The sequence below is a fragment of the Thiomonas intermedia genome (genome assembly GCF_002028405.1).
Classification (GTDB): domain Bacteria; phylum Pseudomonadota; class Gammaproteobacteria; order Burkholderiales; family Burkholderiaceae_C; genus Thiomonas; species Thiomonas intermedia.
Window position 1 is genome coordinate 2,070,598 of sequence record NZ_CP020046.1, and the last position, 15,875, is coordinate 2,086,472.

General features: G+C 66.4%; 16 protein-coding genes. 6 read left to right on the forward strand and 10 right to left on the reverse strand.

What is annotated here, in order from left to right; genetic code table 11:
* Positions 1-35 precede the first annotated feature (35 nt).
* From BVH73_RS09630 to BVH73_RS09640, 3 genes are all read left to right on the forward strand, one after another.
* Positions 36-653, forward strand: a complete 618-nt coding sequence (locus BVH73_RS09630) for a DUF2238 domain-containing protein (protein WP_079418159.1) — start codon at positions 36-38, stop codon at positions 651-653.
* A gap of 118 nt (positions 654-771) precedes the next feature.
* Positions 772-1,278 (forward strand): c-type cytochrome, encoded by a 507-nt coding sequence (locus BVH73_RS09635; RefSeq protein WP_079418161.1) that lies wholly within the window; start codon positions 772-774, stop codon positions 1,276-1,278.
* Positions 1,275-1,622 (forward strand): c-type cytochrome, encoded by a 348-nt coding sequence (locus BVH73_RS09640; RefSeq protein WP_245800313.1) that lies wholly within the window; start codon positions 1,275-1,277, stop codon positions 1,620-1,622. Before BVH73_RS09635 ends, BVH73_RS09640 begins: the two co-directional genes overlap by 4 nt.
* Positions 1,623-1,706: 84 nt before the next feature.
* Here BVH73_RS09640 and BVH73_RS09645 read toward each other — a convergent pair whose 3' ends face one another.
* Positions 1,707-1,916: a cold-shock protein gene (locus BVH73_RS09645; RefSeq protein WP_079418163.1), complete on the reverse strand. Its 210-nt coding sequence runs from the start codon at positions 1,914-1,916 to the stop codon at positions 1,707-1,709.
* Between the two features lie 252 nt (positions 1,917-2,168).
* Between BVH73_RS09645 and BVH73_RS09650 the strand changes: the two genes are divergently transcribed.
* From BVH73_RS09650 to ruvB, 3 genes are all read left to right on the forward strand, one after another.
* Positions 2,169-2,948, forward strand: coding sequence for a S1 family peptidase (locus tag BVH73_RS09650; protein ID WP_079418165.1), 780 nt, complete (start codon positions 2,169-2,171; stop codon positions 2,946-2,948).
* 96 nt (positions 2,949-3,044) lie between these two features.
* Positions 3,045-5,024 (forward strand): monovalent cation:proton antiporter family protein, encoded by a 1,980-nt coding sequence (locus BVH73_RS09655; protein WP_079418167.1) that lies wholly within the window; start codon positions 3,045-3,047, stop codon positions 5,022-5,024.
* Between the two features lie 89 nt (positions 5,025-5,113).
* Entirely contained in the window at positions 5,114-6,172 is a 1,059-nt protein-coding gene (ruvB, locus tag BVH73_RS09660; protein ID WP_079418169.1) for a Holliday junction branch migration DNA helicase RuvB, read from the forward strand.
* Positions 6,173-6,178: 6 nt separating this feature from the next.
* Here the strand turns inward: ruvB and BVH73_RS09665 are convergent, their stop codons facing one another.
* The 9 genes from BVH73_RS09665 to BVH73_RS09705 all read right to left on the reverse strand — a co-directional run bounded on the left by BVH73_RS09665 (position 6,179) and on the right by BVH73_RS09705 (position 15,752).
* On the reverse strand, positions 6,179-7,489 hold the full coding sequence (locus tag BVH73_RS09665; RefSeq protein ID WP_079418171.1) for a DUF3443 domain-containing protein: 1,311 nt from the start codon (positions 7,487-7,489) through the stop codon (positions 6,179-6,181).
* Between the two features lie 99 nt (positions 7,490-7,588).
* A complete protein-coding gene (locus BVH73_RS09670; protein ID WP_079418173.1) occupies positions 7,589-8,821 on the reverse strand; it encodes a DUF3443 domain-containing protein in 1,233 nt (410 codons plus the stop codon).
* A 13-nt stretch (positions 8,822-8,834) separates the two neighbouring features.
* On the reverse strand, positions 8,835-9,329 hold the full coding sequence (locus BVH73_RS09675) for a DUF2844 domain-containing protein (protein ID WP_079418175.1): 495 nt from the start codon (positions 9,327-9,329) through the stop codon (positions 8,835-8,837).
* Between the two features lie 99 nt (positions 9,330-9,428).
* Positions 9,429-10,079: a histidine phosphatase family protein gene (locus BVH73_RS09680; protein ID WP_079420503.1), complete on the reverse strand. Its 651-nt coding sequence runs from the start codon at positions 10,077-10,079 to the stop codon at positions 9,429-9,431.
* An 84-nt stretch (positions 10,080-10,163) separates the two neighbouring features.
* Positions 10,164-10,748, reverse strand: coding sequence for an acyloxyacyl hydrolase (locus BVH73_RS09685; protein WP_079420505.1), 585 nt, complete (start codon positions 10,746-10,748; stop codon positions 10,164-10,166).
* A 31-nt stretch (positions 10,749-10,779) separates the two neighbouring features.
* On the reverse strand, positions 10,780-12,393 hold the full coding sequence (locus BVH73_RS09690) for a DHA2 family efflux MFS transporter permease subunit (RefSeq protein WP_079418177.1): 1,614 nt from the start codon (positions 12,391-12,393) through the stop codon (positions 10,780-10,782).
* Between the two features lie 10 nt (positions 12,394-12,403).
* Positions 12,404-13,651 (reverse strand): HlyD/EmrA/EmrK family protein, encoded by a 1,248-nt coding sequence (locus tag BVH73_RS09695; RefSeq protein WP_079418179.1) that lies wholly within the window; start codon positions 13,649-13,651, stop codon positions 12,404-12,406.
* A 55-nt stretch (positions 13,652-13,706) separates the two neighbouring features.
* On the reverse strand, positions 13,707-15,170 hold the full coding sequence (locus tag BVH73_RS09700; protein ID WP_079418181.1) for an efflux transporter outer membrane subunit: 1,464 nt from the start codon (positions 15,168-15,170) through the stop codon (positions 13,707-13,709).
* A 12-nt stretch (positions 15,171-15,182) separates the two neighbouring features.
* The gene (locus BVH73_RS09705; protein WP_079418183.1) at positions 15,183-15,752 is read right to left on the reverse strand and encodes a MarR family winged helix-turn-helix transcriptional regulator; all 570 of its coding nucleotides are present in this window, start codon (positions 15,750-15,752) and stop codon (positions 15,183-15,185) included.
* Positions 15,753-15,875 lie beyond the last annotated feature (123 nt).

Genomic DNA, 15,875 nt, shown 5'->3' on the forward strand with positions numbered 1-15,875 from the left:
TGCGGCGACTGTCATGACGCTGGAGAACGAAGCGGATGTCCAAACCCATGCTGCTGCCCCTCGTGCTCGGCGCCCTCGTCACACTGGCGCTGGGCGTTTCGGCCATTTCACCATACGACCGCGGCACCTGGCTGCTCGAAGTGGCGCCCGTGTTGATCGCGCTGCCGGTGATGGCCTGGACCTGGCGGCGCTTTCCGCTCACGCCGCTGCTCTACTGGCTCATCGCGGTCCACGCCCTGGTGCTCATTCTTGGTGGCACCTACACCTATGCCCGCGTGCCGCTCGGCGACTGGATGGAGCACGCCTTTCACCTCGGCCGCAACCCCTACGACAAGATCGGCCACTTCATGCAGGGGCTGGTGCCGGCCCTGGTGGCCCGCGAGATCCTGCTGCGTGCGCGCTATGTGCGCAGCGCCCGCATGGCGGCCTTTCTGAGCATTTGCGTGGCGCTGGCGATCAGTGCCTTCTACGAACTGATCGAATGGTGGACGGCACTGGCGCTGGGTGGCGGCGCCACCGATTTTCTCGGCACCCAGGGCGACCCGTGGGACACCCAGTCCGATATGTTCATGGCCCTGATCGGCGCCACGCTGGGCGTGGTCGCACTGGCCCGGTGGCAGGATGGCCAGATCGCACGGCTGAGTCGTGCTTGAGTCGACTGCCACACCCTGCAACATCTGTACGCATCTGCTCACCGCGCGGCGCAAGCCAAGGCCGCACAATCGGCTTCATACGCCGGGCGGTCGCCCGACGCGCGAGAGGAGACCGATCATGCAACATCCGTTTGCCATCCGCCCCCTGGCTTCCGTGCTGTTGGCCGCCGCCCTGATGTTTGGCGCTGGCAGCGCCTCGGCCGCCACGGCGCCCGCAGGCAAATTCACCGCGACCGCCAAGGTGGCCTCGATCGACGAGGCTGCCGACCAGGGTGCGCAGATCTTCGCCAACGACACCTTCGGCACCAAGCAGACCTGGGTGCCGCCCAACGCCTTCAGCAGTCATCTGATGACTTGCGCCGCCTGCCATACTGATGGTGGCAAGTCTGAAGGCACGGCGCCTTCGGGCGCGCATCTGCCCAGCCTGATCGGGGCGGCTGCGAAGTATCCGAAGTTCAAAGGCAAGAAGCAGGCCGTCTATACCCTGGAGCGGCAGATCGTGCATTGCGTGCGTTCGGGGATCATGGGCAAGCCGCCCGGCTACAACAGCCCGGAAATGATCGACCTCGTGGCCTATCTCACCCAGCTTTCCAAGGGCGCCACCATGGGACAGCAATTCAAGTGAAGGGCTGGCGCGTCTGGGGGCTGGGAGCGTTGATCGCGCTGGGGGCGGCTCGCGCCGCCTCGGCGGCCTCTGCGTCGGAGATGCAGCAGCTTGCGCAGTCGGAGGGGTGCTTTTCCTGCCATGCCATCGATCACAAGAAAGTGGGGCCGTCCTACCGAGCGGTGGCACAGCGCTATGCGCACAACCCCCATGCCGCCGCCATTTTGCAAGACGCGATTCTCAACGGCCATCAGGGCAGCTGGGGCGTCATCCCGATGCCGGCCTATGCGCCCGATGGCTATCTCAACCCGCACCAGGCGCTCGACCTGGCCCGGTGGATTCTGAGTCTGAAGCCCGCGTCCTGAGGGCGGAGGCGGCCATAAAAAAACCGCAGCCGAGGCTGCGGTTTTTTTGTTTGAACCCTTGCGGGTTCAGATCGTGTGGCGTGATTACAGCGCCGTCACGTTCGAGGCCTGCAGGCCCTTGGGGCCTTGCTTGACTTCGAATTGCACGCGCTGGTTTTCGGCCAGGGTCTTGAAGCCATTGCCTTGAATTTCGCTGAAATGCACGAACAGGTCGGCATCACCGCCATCTTGCGCAATGAAGCCGAAGCCCTTGCTTTCGTTAAACCATTTGACGGAGCCAGTTTGCATAGCCATTTTCTTGAGTTCCTAAAAGTGATCTGCGCAGCAACATGCCCGCGCAGTGCAGAAACACGCCAGAAATCACTTGGGGAATTCAATCGGGCCGCAACCAGCTGAAATCAGCCGACCGGGTTCAGACCTTGTTCTACAAAACGACCTGCTTTTGCGTTACTACGCTGCCATTATAGTCGGTCTCCCATGCCTGGCGCATCGAGGGCTCCGGCAGAATGCGCGTCATGGCACAACACTCACATAAAGGACGTGCACTTGATCGAGCCTCTGCTTCTGACCACAGCCCGGGTGACGACGTTCATCGACGCAGTCTTGCTGACGGGCGCGAGTGGATTTTTCTTTTCGCGCGAACAGCGACTCTTTCTGGTCACCAGCCGCCACGTCCTGCTCGATGACGCCACGGGCCATCATCCCAACCGCATCGAAATCGAGCTTCACACCGACGCTGAAAACCTCACCCAGCAGGTCCAGCTGTCGGCGCCGCTGTACCGCGAAGGACAGCGTCTGTGGCGGCAGGGTCAGGACGCCGGCGGCGACATCGACGTGGCCGTGCTCGAACTCGACCGCGCAGCGCTGCCCGAGGCGCCGGCGATCCGCAGCTTCACCCCAGCGCATCTGCAAAGGGCGCTCGACGCCGTGGAGGTGGGCGATTCGCTGCTGATCGTGGGGTTTCCGCTCGGATTTCACGACACCCTGCATCATCTTCCGGTGGCCCGGCAGGCGGTGATCGCGTCATCGTTCGGCCTGCGGTTCCAGGGGCAGGGCTACTTTCTCACGGACGGACGCACCCACCGGGGAACCAGTGGCGCCCCCGTGGTGATGCGCGGCGCTCAGACCCGCGATGATCTGAACTGGACGCTGCTGGGTGTGCATTCCGCGCGCATCGACATGGGCGGTCGCGACCTTCAGCAAGACGAATCGCTGGGCCTGAACTGCGCCTGGTATGCCGACATCCTGCTCACCCTCACCGACGACCCCGAAGACCCCGGTGCGGCCAGCGAAGCCGGGGCCGAGGCACCGCCAGAGGAGGCCTGAAGCCGCGGTCGCAGAGCCGGTCGAACCCGCGTTTCGGGCATGACTTATGCTGTATCGGATCGATACAGACTGTCCGTCCGAAACCCTGACGCCTCAATGACCGGCCTCGAACTCACCCTGCTCTACCTGGTTGCCGCCGTGCTGGGCGTGGCCCTGTTTCGCGCCTTGTCCATGCCGCCGATGCTTGGCTATCTGGCCGTGGGCGTCGTCATCGGTCCCAATGCGCTGGCGCTGGCCGGGGACACGGCGGGCATGCAGCACCTGGCCGAGTTCGGCGTGGTGTTCCTGATGTTTTCCATCGGGCTGGAATTCAGCCTGGGCCAGCTCAAGGCCATGCGTTCTCTGGTGTTCGGGCTCGGCGCCACGCAGGTGCTGGCGGTCATGGCCGCCGTGCTGCTGACCAGTCTGGCCTTCGCCTATGCCATGCCGACGTTCTGGACGCAGCCGGTGGCTGCGGGCATCGCCATTGGCGGGGCCTTCGCCATGTCGTCCACCGCCATCGTGGTCAAGCTGCTGGCCGAGAAGATCGAGCTCGATTCGCCGCACGGCCGGCACATCATCGGCGTGCTGCTGTTTCAAGACCTGGCGGTGGTGCCTTTGCTGATCCTCATTCCCGCGCTGGCCTCGCACAGCGACAACCTCTCCTGGCTGCTGGCGGGGGCCTTGCTGAAGGCCGTGGTGGTGCTGGCCGTCATCTTGCTGGCGGGCGGGCGTTTGCTGCAGCCCTGGCTGCGCATCGTGGTGCGACGCAGGTCGGATGAGTTGTTCATGCTCAATCTGCTGCTGCTCACGCTCGGACTGGCCTGGATCACCGAAATGGCGGGGTTGTCCATGGCACTGGGGGCGTTTCTGGCCGGCATGTTGATTGCCGAGACACCCTACCGCGCGCAGGTGGAGGCCGATATCCGTCCCTTCCGTGACGTCCTGCTGGGCTTGTTCTTCATCACCATCGGCATGCTGCTGGATTGGCGTCTGGTGCTCGCGCAGTGGTGGCTGGTGCTGCTCTTGGCGGTGTTGCCGCCGGTGATCAAGGCTGCGCTGGTGTTCGGCATCGAACGCCTGCGCAAGACGCCGCCGGGTCTGAGCCTGCGCGTCGGGCTGTGGCTGGCGCCGGCCGGGGAGTTCGGCATCGTGCTGCTCAACATCGCCTCGGGGGACAAGCTCATTCCCCCCGAAGTGCTCAATCCGGTGCTGGCGGCCATGGTCATCTCCATGCTTTACACCCCGCTGCTGGGTCAATATATCGACCGTATCGTGCTCAAGATTTCATCGGCCGACTGGATGTTGGCCTCGTTGCAGCTCACGAATATCGCGCGCAGCTCCATCAAGGCGCAGAACCACGTCATCATCTGCGGCTTTGGCCGCTGCGGCCAAAATCTCGCGCGCCTGCTCGATACCGAGCACATCGCCCATGTCGCCCTCGACCTCGATCCCGACCGCGTGGCGCAGACCAAGGCGGCCGGGCAGAACGTGGTGTACGGCGATTCCACCCGTCTGGCCACGTTGCAGGCGGCGGGGCTGCAACGGGCCAGCGCCGTGGTCATCACCTATGCCGAAACGCATTCGGCGCTGCGCATCCTGCATCTCATGCGCGAGCACGCGCCGCATGTTCCGGTGGTGGTTCGCACCATGGACGACGGCCCGCTCGAAGCGCTGCGCCAGGCCGGCGCGGCCGAAGTGGTGCCCGAGATTCTGGAAGGTTCGCTGATGCTGGCGTCGCACACCCTGGCGCTGGTGGGCGTGCCGTTGCCGCGCGTGCTCAAGCGCGTGCGGCATGCGCGTGCCGCACGCTACGGGCTGCTGCGCGACTGGTTTCACGGCAGCGACGATGCCTCGCTGGAAGAGGCCGAGCAGCCGCGTCTGCAGTCGGTCACCCTCACCGCCGAGGCCGCAGCCGTGGGGCAGATGTTGCGCATGGTGAGTCGCGATGGCGCACGCGTCACGCAAGTTCGACGCAGCAACGGCCAGGTGCTCCGACCGGCTCCGACCTTGTTGCTGCAGGAGGGCGACACCGTGGTGCTGTCCGGTCTGCCCGATGCGCTGTCTCTGGCCGAGGAGGCCTTGCTGCGAGGGTAAAGGCCGACGGCTGGCCTCGCGGCGCTCGCTTCGCCCTGGCTCGCGATGGTCTATGCTGTGCGGATTCCCAGTTACCCGTCGGATCTGCCGTGCCCATTCAACCTGATGCCTTTGCCGCCAGCCCCGCCCGCGTGATCGATGCTGCGGCCGAGTCGCCGCAGGAGGCCGTGGCCGAGCGCGCGCTGCGCCCGCAGCAGCTCGACGACTATGTCGGCCAGGCGCGTGTGCGCGAACAGCTCGACATCTTCATCGGCGCGGCACGCAAGCGCGCCGAAGCGCTCGACCACGTGCTGCTGTTCGGTCCGCCCGGGCTGGGCAAGACCACGCTGGCGCACATCGTGGCGCGAGAAATGGGCGTGAACCTGCGCTCGACCTCCGGCCCGGTGCTCGAGCGCGCGGGCGATCTGGCGGCGCTGCTGACCAATCTCGAACGCAACGACGTGCTGTTCATCGACGAGATTCACCGCCTCTCGCCGGTGGTCGAGGAGATCCTGTATCCGGCGCTGGAGGACTATCAGATCGACATTCTCATCGGCGAAGGGCCGGGCGCGCGCAGCGTGAAGATCGACCTGCAGCCCTTCACCCTGGTCGGCGCCACGACCCGCGCGGGCATGTTGACCAACCCCCTGCGCGACCGCTTCGGCATCGTCGCGCGCCTGGAGTTTTACACCGCCGAGGAGTTGACTCGCATCGTGGCGCGGTCGGCCCGGCTGCTCGGCGCCGCCATCGATTCCGACGGCGCCGCCGAGATCGCGCGTCGCGCCCGTGGTACCCCGCGCATCGCCAACCGCCTGCTGCGCCGGGTGCGCGATTTTGCCGAGATCAAGGCCGCGGGGCAGATCACCGCAGCCGTGGCCGATGCCGCGCTGCAGATGCTTGATGTCGATCCGCGCGGGTTCGATGTCATGGACCGCAAACTGCTCGAAGCCGTGGTGCACCGTTTCGACGGCGGCCCCGTCGGGCTGGACAATCTGGCCGCCGCCATCGGCGAAGAGCGCGACACCATCGAAGACGTGATCGAGCCCTATCTCATCCAGCAGGGCTATCTGCAGCGCACCCCGCGCGGACGCATCGCCACCGCCGCCACCTACGCCCATCTCGGCCTGGCGGCGCCGCAACGCCAGGGTGGCGATCTGTTCGGCGCCTGAGCGCGGTCAATACGCCAGATAGCCGTTCGGTGCGCTGGCGTTGGTGCCTTCGAGGCCCGTGGCGATCGATCGGCCGTAGAAAAACGGCAGTCCCAGATCGACGAAACCGTTGATTGCCACCGTTCCGCCCAGGGCGGGCAGCGCGGTGTTCTGCGTCTGGAACATATTTTGCGCATTGCCGATCACGACGGTCTGTGCCGGGCCATACGCCTGACTGGCCAGTTGCAGACCGACCGCAAGGCTGAAAGGCTGGGTCGGACAGTAAAACGCCGAACCGCAGGTCGGCACGCCGCTCAGCGCCAGGTAATAGCCGTTGGAGCCGCTGTCCACAAAGCCCGCCTGCGCCGTGCCGTTCACCGTCAGCGACAGATTGCCCGCGCTGTCGAGCGGGTAGATCTGTCCGGCGCCCAGGGTGTTGTTGGTCTGGGTGTTGATGCCGAAAGTCAGAGTGCCGTTCGCACTCGCCGCGCCATTGGGAAGCGGCACGCCGGGCAGCGCGAGGATGCTGCCATTGTTGTCGTTGGCAAAAGCGGCGATGGGGTTGATGCCCTGCTGGGAGAGGGGTGCGGTGGCTCCGGAACAAGTGCTGCTGGTGCAGGCGTAATACACCCCAGGACTGGTACTTCGTGCGCAGGCACTGCCGCAGTCGTACTTGAGATTGCTGATGCCCAGAATGCCGTTGGCCACATTGGCAAAACTGCTGGAAAAATCGGTACCGCCTTGTGCGGTGCAGGCGCCAGGTACGGAAGGCAGCGTGGTGTCGCCCATCAGTTGAATCGGGATGGCGGAGGCGGTGGTTTCACCGCCGATCTGCACGATGGCCTGCCGCATGCTGCCCCACATATAACCCGAGGCGAACTGCGCGCAGGCAGCCAGCGTGCCGCCACCGCTGGAGATCGCGGGAAGGGCGCTCAGGGTGCTGCCTTGCAGTGCACCGGCATACAGCCTCAAGCCCTGCGAGCCGGTGTCGATCAGCACATTCGGGATGGCTTGACACGAGCCGCCCCCGGGCGCGCAGACCGTCACGGTGACATAGGGCGTGTTGGCCGTGAGCGTGCTGCTGCCCGGCAACTGCTTGATGTTCACCGGGACGACGTTGGTGCCCGAGGCGGAGGGCTGGCCAGCGACTCCGCCCAGATTGGTGTTGTCGCCCGGAACGACGTTGCTGAGATCGGTGTTGTAGCTCGGAGCCGTCGGTGCGGAGGCTGGCGAACTGCCACCTCCGCCGCCGCCGCATGCGGCGAGCAGCATGGCAGTGCCGAGAACGGCGATGATGGACAGGCGGCGCAGCAAGATCAGACGGGGGTTTGGCAACATCGTCGCGGCCTTTGCTTCAGTTCAAGGGCAGGTCGTGGGGGATGAAGAACGCATTGAATCGCTTGTCAGTGACAGATGCCACGGCGCAGCACGCCAGCTTCAGAACGCCCAATAGCCATAGGGCGCGCTGGCGTCGGTGCCTTCGAGCCCGGTGGCGATGGGGCGTCCGTAGAAGAACGGCAACCCGAGATCGGCGAAGTGCGCAATGGCGGCGGTGCCGCCGAGCGCGGGCAGGGCGGTGTATTTCTGCGCGAACATGGCGTTTGCGTTGCCGATGAGCAGGTTCTGCGCGCTGGCCGCGCCGCGAAGTTGCACCGTCAGCGCGACCGGGCTGCTGGGGCAGTACCAGCTCGATGCGGCATTCGGCGTGCAGCGGGGCACGCTGGAGTCGAGGTCGAGGAAGTAGCCGTTGGAGCCACTGTCGATAAAGCCACGGCCATAGACGCCGTCGATGCGGCCGCTGATGTAGGCGTCTTGATTGATGGGGAACAGTTGGGCGCTAGAGGGCAGTGCGTTGTTGGTCTGCGTGCCGATGCCGAAGACCAGGGTTCCGGTGGCGCTGGCCGCGCCGCTGGCCGGCACGGCGGGCAGGTTCAGGATGCTGCCGTTGTTGTCCGCCGCGAAGGCCGAAACAGGGTTGGTGCCCTGCTGCGCAAGTTCGGCACTGGTCTGGGCGCAGATGCCGTTGGCGCAGCTGTAATACATCGCCGGGCGCTGGTCGGCGGGCGTGGCCTCGGTGCAGCCGAAGCCGCAGTCGTGAATGAAATTGCTGATGCCCAGGATGCCATTGGCCACCGGCGCGAAGCGGGAGGCGAAGTCCGTGCCCTGCGCCTCGCAGCTGGCCGGCGCGACGGGCAGCGTGGGGTCGTTCATGAACTGGATGGGGATGGCCGAGGTCGTGACCTCGCCGCCGATCTGCACCGTGGCCAGGTGCATGCTGCCCCAGGCGTAGCCCGAAGCGAACTGGGCGCAGGCCGCCAGGGTGCCGCCGTTCGACGGCAGACCGGGCAGATTCAGGCTGACCTTGTTCGTGAACAGCCGCAAGCCGGCGGAGCCGGTGTCCACCATCACGTCGTGGATGGTCTGGCAGTTGCCCTGGGTGTCGCAGACCGTGACATCCACATAGGGCGTATTGGCGGTGAGGGTGGAGGTGTTGGTTTCGAGCTGGCGGATGCTGACGGCCGCTACGTTGCTTCCGACGGCGGGGCTGGTGAGCGAGGCGGTCGGCGCGGGGGAGGAGCCGCCGCCTCCACCGCCGCAGCCGCTCAACAGCAATGCGGCCAGCGCCGCGATGCGACGAAGCCGCTTGGCCGAGCGCGATCGGGAATGCATGGACGCCGCCCGTTCAGGGTTGCAGGGTGGACGGATCGAACCCGGCGGGCACCAGCGAGGGCACCCAGGCCACGCCGAGGAAGCCGCGCATGCGGCCCGCGCTGTGCACGACGATGTCGCTTCCCGTCACCAGCGAGAGATTGAGCTGCTGCGTCTGCGTCTTGGCCGCGTCGACGTAAGGCGAAAAGTAGCTGCCGAGCAACTGCTGCAGATCGGGTTTGAACGGGCCTTTCCAGGTCACCGCAAACACCACGCCCGCCGGATTGGCGTATTCGGTCACGGTCACGCCCTGTGGGGTCTGCAGCGTTTGCGACTGCACCGTGGAGGCGCTGTCAGCCGAGGCGCCGGTGGCGGCCTTCGCCGTGAATCGCTGAACCTGGGTGACAGGCTGGCCGTCCTGGGGCGCTTGCGACAGCGGCCGACCGAGTCCGGCGTAGGCCGACATGCCGCTCAGCGCGAGGGTGAGACCGACGAGGGGGGCGAACAGGCGAGGACGGAATGCGACCATGACGGCGGGCTGCACGAAAAGGGATATTGAGCCCGCAGTCTAGCGAGACACTGCGCTCAGCCTCATTCATTCAGGACAAAAATCGGGGCGAAATCTCGATTACTCCACACCTTCGTTCAGGCTGCGATCGAGATGGGCGGTGTCGCCCCAGCCCACCAGGGTGAGCTGGCCCTGGGCATACAGCAAGCGGTTGAGCGCTGCGTTGCGCAGCTCGAAGCTGCGCGGGGCCTGCAAGTCCTGCCCGGTGGCGGCGCGGTAGAAGGCGTCGAGCACGCCGCCGTGCACGGCCACGACGATGAGCTGCGCCGGATGGCGCGCAGCGACGGTCCGCAGCGCGGTCTGGGCGCGTGCGGCGAAATCGCGCAGCGATTCCCCGCCGGGTGCGGCAAAGTCAGGGTCGCGATGGCGCCAGCGCGCGCAAAGCTCGGGATGCTGCGGCTCCAGCGCGGCAAAGCTGTGGCCTTCGAACGCGCCGAAGCAGCGTTCACGCAGGCTGGAGTCGCGGATGACGCTCAGGCCATGCGGCGCGGCGATGGCCTCGGCTGTCTGCCAGGCCCGTTGCAGATCGCTGGCGTAGACCGCGGCAATGGGCTCATCGGCCAGGGCTCCGGCGGCGAGTCGGGCCTGGTCCAGGCCGCGCGCGTTCAGCGGAATGTCGGTATGGCCCTGGATGCGTGCGGCGGCGTTCCAGTCGGTTTCGCCATGGCGGATGGCGATGATGCGGGTGGGTTCGGGGAGGTTCTCAAGCATGGTGCCCGCATTGTGCCGCAGCACCTCTCGGCCTCCTGCGGCCCCGGCCCCGCTCAAGGAGATGCGGGGCTGTCCCTGGGCAGATCAGAAGCTGTACCCGACCCGCAACTGCAGATAGTCCTGCCCCGGGTTGGGGCGTTTGATGTCGGCGTTGGAGTAGTGGGTCAGGCGCGCCCCGACGGTCCAGGGCGTACCGGCGAAGCGGTGGAGCAGGCCGATGGAGTCGCCGAACTGATAGGCGGTGGAGATTGTCTTGGCGCCGAGCGTGGTGCCAGAAAACACGTTGGCGCCGATGCCGAATTCCATCGCGGTCTGCGGTGCGAACCACCAGCGCGCAAACGGGGTGAGCCCTACGTGGGTGAGATGGCGCGAACCCGAACCCGTCGAACTCGATACCTGGCCGAGCGAGGCTTCGAGCACCACGTCGAGCTTGCTGTGCGCGAAATCATGCCGCCAGATTGGTGCGGATTGAAGGGCCAGCGTGGCGTTGCGGTATTCGTCGCCCTTGTCGATTCCCCCGAGCAAGGAGAGTTCGGCGGCTTGGGCGGGCGCCAGGCAGGCCGCCATCACCAGGGCCGCGGCCAGCGCCGGGCGGCGCAGGCGAGCCGTGCGGGTGGGTGTCGCGTCATGCATGGGGTCGGCGGGGTGGTGAGTGAGTGAGTGAGACATCGAGACCTCTTTTCGGGTGTTGGGTGGGGCATCAATGCGCCCCGGCGGCAGCGTCACCACCGGCGGAACTCTTGGAGGGTTTGATCAGCCAGACCAGAGCGATCAGGGCGATGAACAGCCAGGCGCTGAGACGGAACATGTCGTCCACGGCGATGGTGTAGGCCTGCTGGTCGATCAGGCGGTTGATCACGGCCAGAGATTGTTCCTGCGTAAAGCCCTGGGCCTGCATGCCGTGGAGCATCGGTTCGAGCACCGGGCTGCCGGTGTAGATGTGGCTGACCAGTTGCTCGTGATGGAGGTCGGCACGATTGGTCCACCAAGTGGTGTAGATCGAGGTGCCGAAAGAGCCCGCGGTGATGCGGGCGAAATTCGACAGGCCCGATGCCGCCGCGATGCGGTGAGGTGGCAGTCCGCCGAGGATGATGCCCAGCAGCGGGATGAAGAAGGTCGCAGTGGCCACGCCCTGGATCACCGTGGGGATGGAGTATTCCCAGTAGCTGTCGCCGGTGGTGAACTGCGAACGCATGTAGAACACCAGTGCAAACACGACAAAGGAGAACGTGGTCACCCAGCGCGAATCGAGTACCGGCAGATAGCGCCCGATGATGGGCGAGAGGACGAGCGCGAACAGCCCCACCCAGGCCAGCACCTCACCGGCGTCGGTGGCGGTGTAGCCGATGAACTCCTGCAGCCACAACGGCAGCAGCACCAGGCTGCCGAAGAACATGCCATAGGCCAGCGCCAGCATGATGGTGCCCAGGGTGAAGGTCGGGATCTTGAACAGCGAGAGATCGACCACCGGGTGATCGTCGTAGAGCTCCCAGATCAGGAACAGCACGAAGCCCACCACCGCGGCGGCGCTCAGGGCGATGATCACCGGGCTGGAGAACCAGTCGAGCTCCTGTCCCTTGTCGAGCATGATCTGCAGCGAGCCCACCCAGATGACGAGCAGGCCCAGGCCCGTCCAGTCGATCGGCAGCTTGCGGATGGGCGTTTCGCGGCGCAGATAGATCGACGCCGTCACGGCCGCGGCCAGCAGGCCCACGGGCACGTTGATGTAGAAGATCCACGGCCAGGAAATGTTGTCGGTGATCCAGCCTCCCAGCAGCGGCCCCATGATGGGCGCGATCAGCGTGGTCATCGACCACATGGCGATGGCCATGCCGGCGCGCTGCGGTCGGTAGCTCGACAGCAGCAGCGTCTGCGACAGCGGAATCATCGGCCCGGCCGAAGCGCCCTGCAGCACCCGGAACAGAATCAAGATCTCGATGCTGGGCGCCTGTCCGCACAAAAACGAAAACAGGGTGAAGAGCAGGATGCTGGTGAGAAACACCTTCACCGCGCCGAAGCGCTGGGTGACGAAGCCCGTGAGCGGCACCGCGATGGCGTTGGCCACGCCGAACGAGGTGATCACCCAGGTGCCCTGCGACGAACTCACGCCCAGGTCGCCCGCAATCGCCGGAATCGAGACGTTGGCGATCGACGTGTCGAGCACGTTCATGAAGGTGGCCAGCGACAGCGCGATGGTGCCGAGCACCAGTGCGCTGCCGGTCAACGGCGTCATGTGCGAGGGCGTGCCCTTGGCGGCGACCGGGTCTGGCGTGGCGCCGGCCGCGCTTTCTTCGATGTCTTGCGTGGTGGCCATGCCCGCCTCCTCAGCGCTTGCCGCCCGCGTTGGCGGCGATGATGGCGTTCACCAGGGTGTCGGCCTTTTGCCAGTCGGCGGCGTAGATGTCGGTGCGTGCGGCGGGCCTGGTGGGCGGTTCATCGGTGACCAGAGGACCCTTGTGGTCGGTGATGTCGATGGTCACTTCGGTGGACATGCCCACGCGCAGCGGGTGGCTGGCGAGCTGCTGGGGATCGAGCGCCACGCGCACCGGCAGGCGCTGCACCACCTTGATCCAGTTGCCCGTGGCGTTCTGCGCCGGCAGCAGCGAGAAGGCGGCGCCCGTGCCGGCCGACAGTCCGACGACATGGCCGGTGTAGGTGAAGCTGCCGCCATAGGTGTCGGCGACCACGGTGGCCTTCTGGCCGATGCGCACGTCGCGCAGCTGCGTTTCCTTCAGATTGGCGTCGATCCACACATCATTGAGCGGCACCACCCACATCAGCGGCGTGCCGGGGCCGACCCGTTGGCCGAGTTGCACCGTGCGGCGCGCCACCACGCCGCTGACCGGCGCCGGAATCATGGTGCGCTCATAGGCCAGATAAGCCTCGCGCACCTTGGCCGCCGCCAGCTTGACGGAAGGGTTGCTGGCGATCACGGTGCCCGCGGTGAGCGCTTCGCTGGCGGCGAGTTGTTCCTGCGCGGCCTTCACCCCGGCCTGCGCGGTGGTCAGCGCAGCCTGGGCGGACTGCAGGGCGATCTGCGACTGGCGCAGTTCTTCCGCACCGACCGCGCCCGTGCCGGCCAGCTCCTGGCGGCGGCGCAGCGCGTCTTCGGCGCGGGCCACGCTGGCCTGCGCCACGTTCACATCGGTCTGGCGCACCGCGACCTGGGCCGACAGCGTGCCGTTGTTGGCGAAACTCACCCGCACCTGGCGCACAGCCTGGGCGAGCTGGGCTTCGGCCTGTTGCAGCGCCACATGGGTGTCGGCGCCGTCGAGCTGGACCAGGGGCTGGCCGGCCTTGACGAGCTGGGTGTCGTCGGCGTCGATGGCGATGACCGTGCCGCCGACCTGCGGGGTCACCTGCACCAGATTGCCTTGCACATAGGCGTCGTCGGTGTAGGCGTAGCGCAGCGACTCCCAGTAGTGGTAGCCGCCATAGGCTGCGCCGACGATGACGAAAATGCCGATGGCGCTCAGCATCAGCCGACGCCGTTTGGCAGCCTTGCCGTTGCCGTTGCCGTTGCTGGCGGGCTGGGCCGCGCCTTCAGTCTTGTTGTTGTCAGTGGTACTCATGGATGCACTCCGTGGGGATTCGAATCGTTTTTTGAGGGAGGGGTCGGTGCGCGCGTCAGGAGGGCTTTGCCGGGGCGCTGGCGGGCAGTTCCTTGGCTTTGTAGCCACCGCCCAGGGCGCGGATCAGCGCCACATCGTCGGCCAGGGCCTGTGCCCTCAGGTCAACGCCGGCCTGCTGCAGCTTGAGCACGTTCGACTGCACGCTCAGCACGGTGAGGTAGTTCGAGAGCCCGGCCTTGTAGCGCTGATCGACCAGCCGAAGAGCGTCCTGCGCGGCGGCCAGCGCCTGCTGCTGCTGCGCGATCTGCTGCGCGATGGATTGCCGCGAGGCAATGGCATCGGCCGCTTCATGCACCGCATCCACCAGCGTGCCGTTGTATTGCGCGATGGCCGCATCGGCCTGCGCCGCCTTGCCGCGAAGCTGTGCACGCAGCGCGCCGCCTTCAAAAATCGGCAGGGTCAGTGCCGGGCCGACCCCCAGGGTCTGGCTGCTGGATTGCAGCCAGTCGCTGAAGCCCAGCGCGGTGAAGCCGGCAAACGCGGTGAGGTTGACGTTGGGGTAGAACGCGGCGCGTGCGGCCTTCACGCCGTGCAGCGCCGCCTCGACCTGCCAGCGGGCGGCGACGATGTCGGCGCGGCGGCCGATGAGTTCGGCGGGCAGGCTGTCGGGCAGGGCCAGGGTCGGCAGCGCATCGAGCTGCGGCGCCAGCGTGGCCGTGGCCTGCGGGCCTTGGCCGGTCAGCGCGGCCAGCAGATTGCGCGCCTGCGTGATCTGCACCCCGGTCTGGTCGATCTGCAGGCGGATCTGCGGCACTTCGGCCAGCGCCTGCTTCTCCTGCACCGTGGTTTCCAGCCCCGCGTTCACCCGGTCGCGCACCAGCTTCAGCATGTGCTCGCGCTGCTGCAGGGTTTGCTGCAGCACGTTCTGCACGGCGATCAGGCGCGCGAGGTTGACGTAGGCACTGGTCACATTGGAGGCGAGCAGCACGCGCGCGGCCTGATCTTGCGCAGCGGCGGCGTGCGCTTCGCCAATGGCGGCCTGCAGGGTCTGGTGGTTCTTGCCGAAAAAGTCCAGCTCCCAGCTGCCTTGCAGCATCGCCTGGTTTTCGGTGTACCAGCCGCCGCCCAGCGGGGGCGGGTAGATGTCGTTGGCGCTGAACTGCTCGCGGGTGGAGCCCACCGCGGCGCCCAGCTTGGGCTTGAGGGCGCTGTCGGCTCCCTGCACCTGCGCACGGGCCTGTGCCAGCCGCGCCTGGGCGACTTGCAGGCTGGGGTTGTCGGCCAGGGCGGTGGCGATCAGGCGGTCGAGCTCGGGGTCGTGAAAAGCCGTCCACCAGTCGGTCTTGGGAAATGCCGTCTGCACAGGCTGCAGGCCGAGTTGCTGCGGCGGGGTGAGGTGGGCCGTGGGGGCGATGCCCCCGGTGCTGGCGCAGCCCGCCAGCAGCAGCGCGGCCAGCAGAGGGCCCGCCAGCGCGGCACGCCGCACGCCGCGCGATGAGATCAAAGAGGTATGGAGCATGATGGGAACGGGTCAGGAGTCGGATTTGTCGTTATGGGGTTTTGCGGTGGGGTCTTGCATGACCAGTTGGGGGCCGGGCCCGGCCTGATGCGCTTCGGCCAGCGCTTCGCCGTTGTCGATGAAGCGTTGAAGCAGGGTGAGGAGCTGGCTGAATTCCTTGGGACTGAAGCCCCGCAGATGCTCGTTGAGCACTTCGGAAAGCACATGTGGAATCTGCGCCGCGACTTCGGTGCCGCGCGGGGTGAGCGCCAGATTGACCACGCGCCGGTCGCTGCTGCTGCGTTCGCGCGTCAGCAGGCCCTTGGCTTCGAGGCGGTCGAGCATGCGGGTCATCGCGCCGGCATCGGTCTGCATTTCCCGGGCGCAGGCGGCCACGGTGTCGCAGCCGAGGTGGACATGCAGCAGCGGATGCCATTGCGTGCCGGTCAGGTCGAGGGCCTGCAACTGATGTTCCAGATTGCGAACCAGCACCGCGATGCAGCGTTTCATCAGGAAGCCGACGGATTGCTCCTTGCAATACTGCGTGCCGTCGTAGAACCGCGGCGCGGGGGGCTCGGTACGGGAAGGGCTGGAAGAATTCATGCCATGCAGTTTATTGCTTAGGCAATTACTGCTTGGGTCACAAACGGATACCCTGATTGGCATTGTGGATTTGTGACGGCGCCGTGGCCGCGCTTCTGGGCGGCGCGAGGGCTTCGTTGGGCG

Bases quoted from the DNA above. Each gene is read 5' to 3' on its own strand.
- BVH73_RS09630 (WP_079418159.1), top strand. From the start codon at position 36: ATGTCCAAACCCATGCTGCTGCCCCTCGTGCTCGGCGCCCTCGTCACA.
- BVH73_RS09635 (WP_079418161.1), top strand. From the start codon at position 772: ATGCAACATCCGTTTGCCATCCGCCCCCTGGCTTCCGTGCTGTTGGCC.
- BVH73_RS09645 (WP_079418163.1), bottom strand. From the start codon at position 1,916: ATGGCTATGCAAACTGGCTCCGTCAAATGGTTTAACGAAAGCAAGGGC.
- BVH73_RS09655 (WP_079418167.1), top strand. From the start codon at position 3,045: ATGACCGGCCTCGAACTCACCCTGCTCTACCTGGTTGCCGCCGTGCTG.
- BVH73_RS09665 (WP_079418171.1), bottom strand. From the start codon at position 7,489: ATGTTGCCAAACCCCCGTCTGATCTTGCTGCGCCGCCTGTCCATCATC.
- BVH73_RS09670 (WP_079418173.1), bottom strand. From the start codon at position 8,821: ATGCATTCCCGATCGCGCTCGGCCAAGCGGCTTCGTCGCATCGCGGCG.
- BVH73_RS09675 (WP_079418175.1), bottom strand. From the start codon at position 9,329: ATGGTCGCATTCCGTCCTCGCCTGTTCGCCCCCCTCGTCGGTCTCACC.
- BVH73_RS09680 (WP_079420503.1), bottom strand. From the start codon at position 10,079: ATGCTTGAGAACCTCCCCGAACCCACCCGCATCATCGCCATCCGCCAT.
- BVH73_RS09685 (WP_079420505.1), bottom strand. From the start codon at position 10,748: ATGTCTCACTCACTCACTCACCACCCCGCCGACCCCATGCATGACGCG.
- BVH73_RS09690 (WP_079418177.1), bottom strand. From the start codon at position 12,393: ATGGCCACCACGCAAGACATCGAAGAAAGCGCGGCCGGCGCCACGCCA.
- BVH73_RS09695 (WP_079418179.1), bottom strand. From the start codon at position 13,651: ATGAGTACCACTGACAACAACAAGACTGAAGGCGCGGCCCAGCCCGCC.
- BVH73_RS09700 (WP_079418181.1), bottom strand. From the start codon at position 15,170: ATGCTCCATACCTCTTTGATCTCATCGCGCGGCGTGCGGCGTGCCGCG.
- BVH73_RS09705 (WP_079418183.1), bottom strand. From the start codon at position 15,752: ATGAATTCTTCCAGCCCTTCCCGTACCGAGCCCCCCGCGCCGCGGTTC.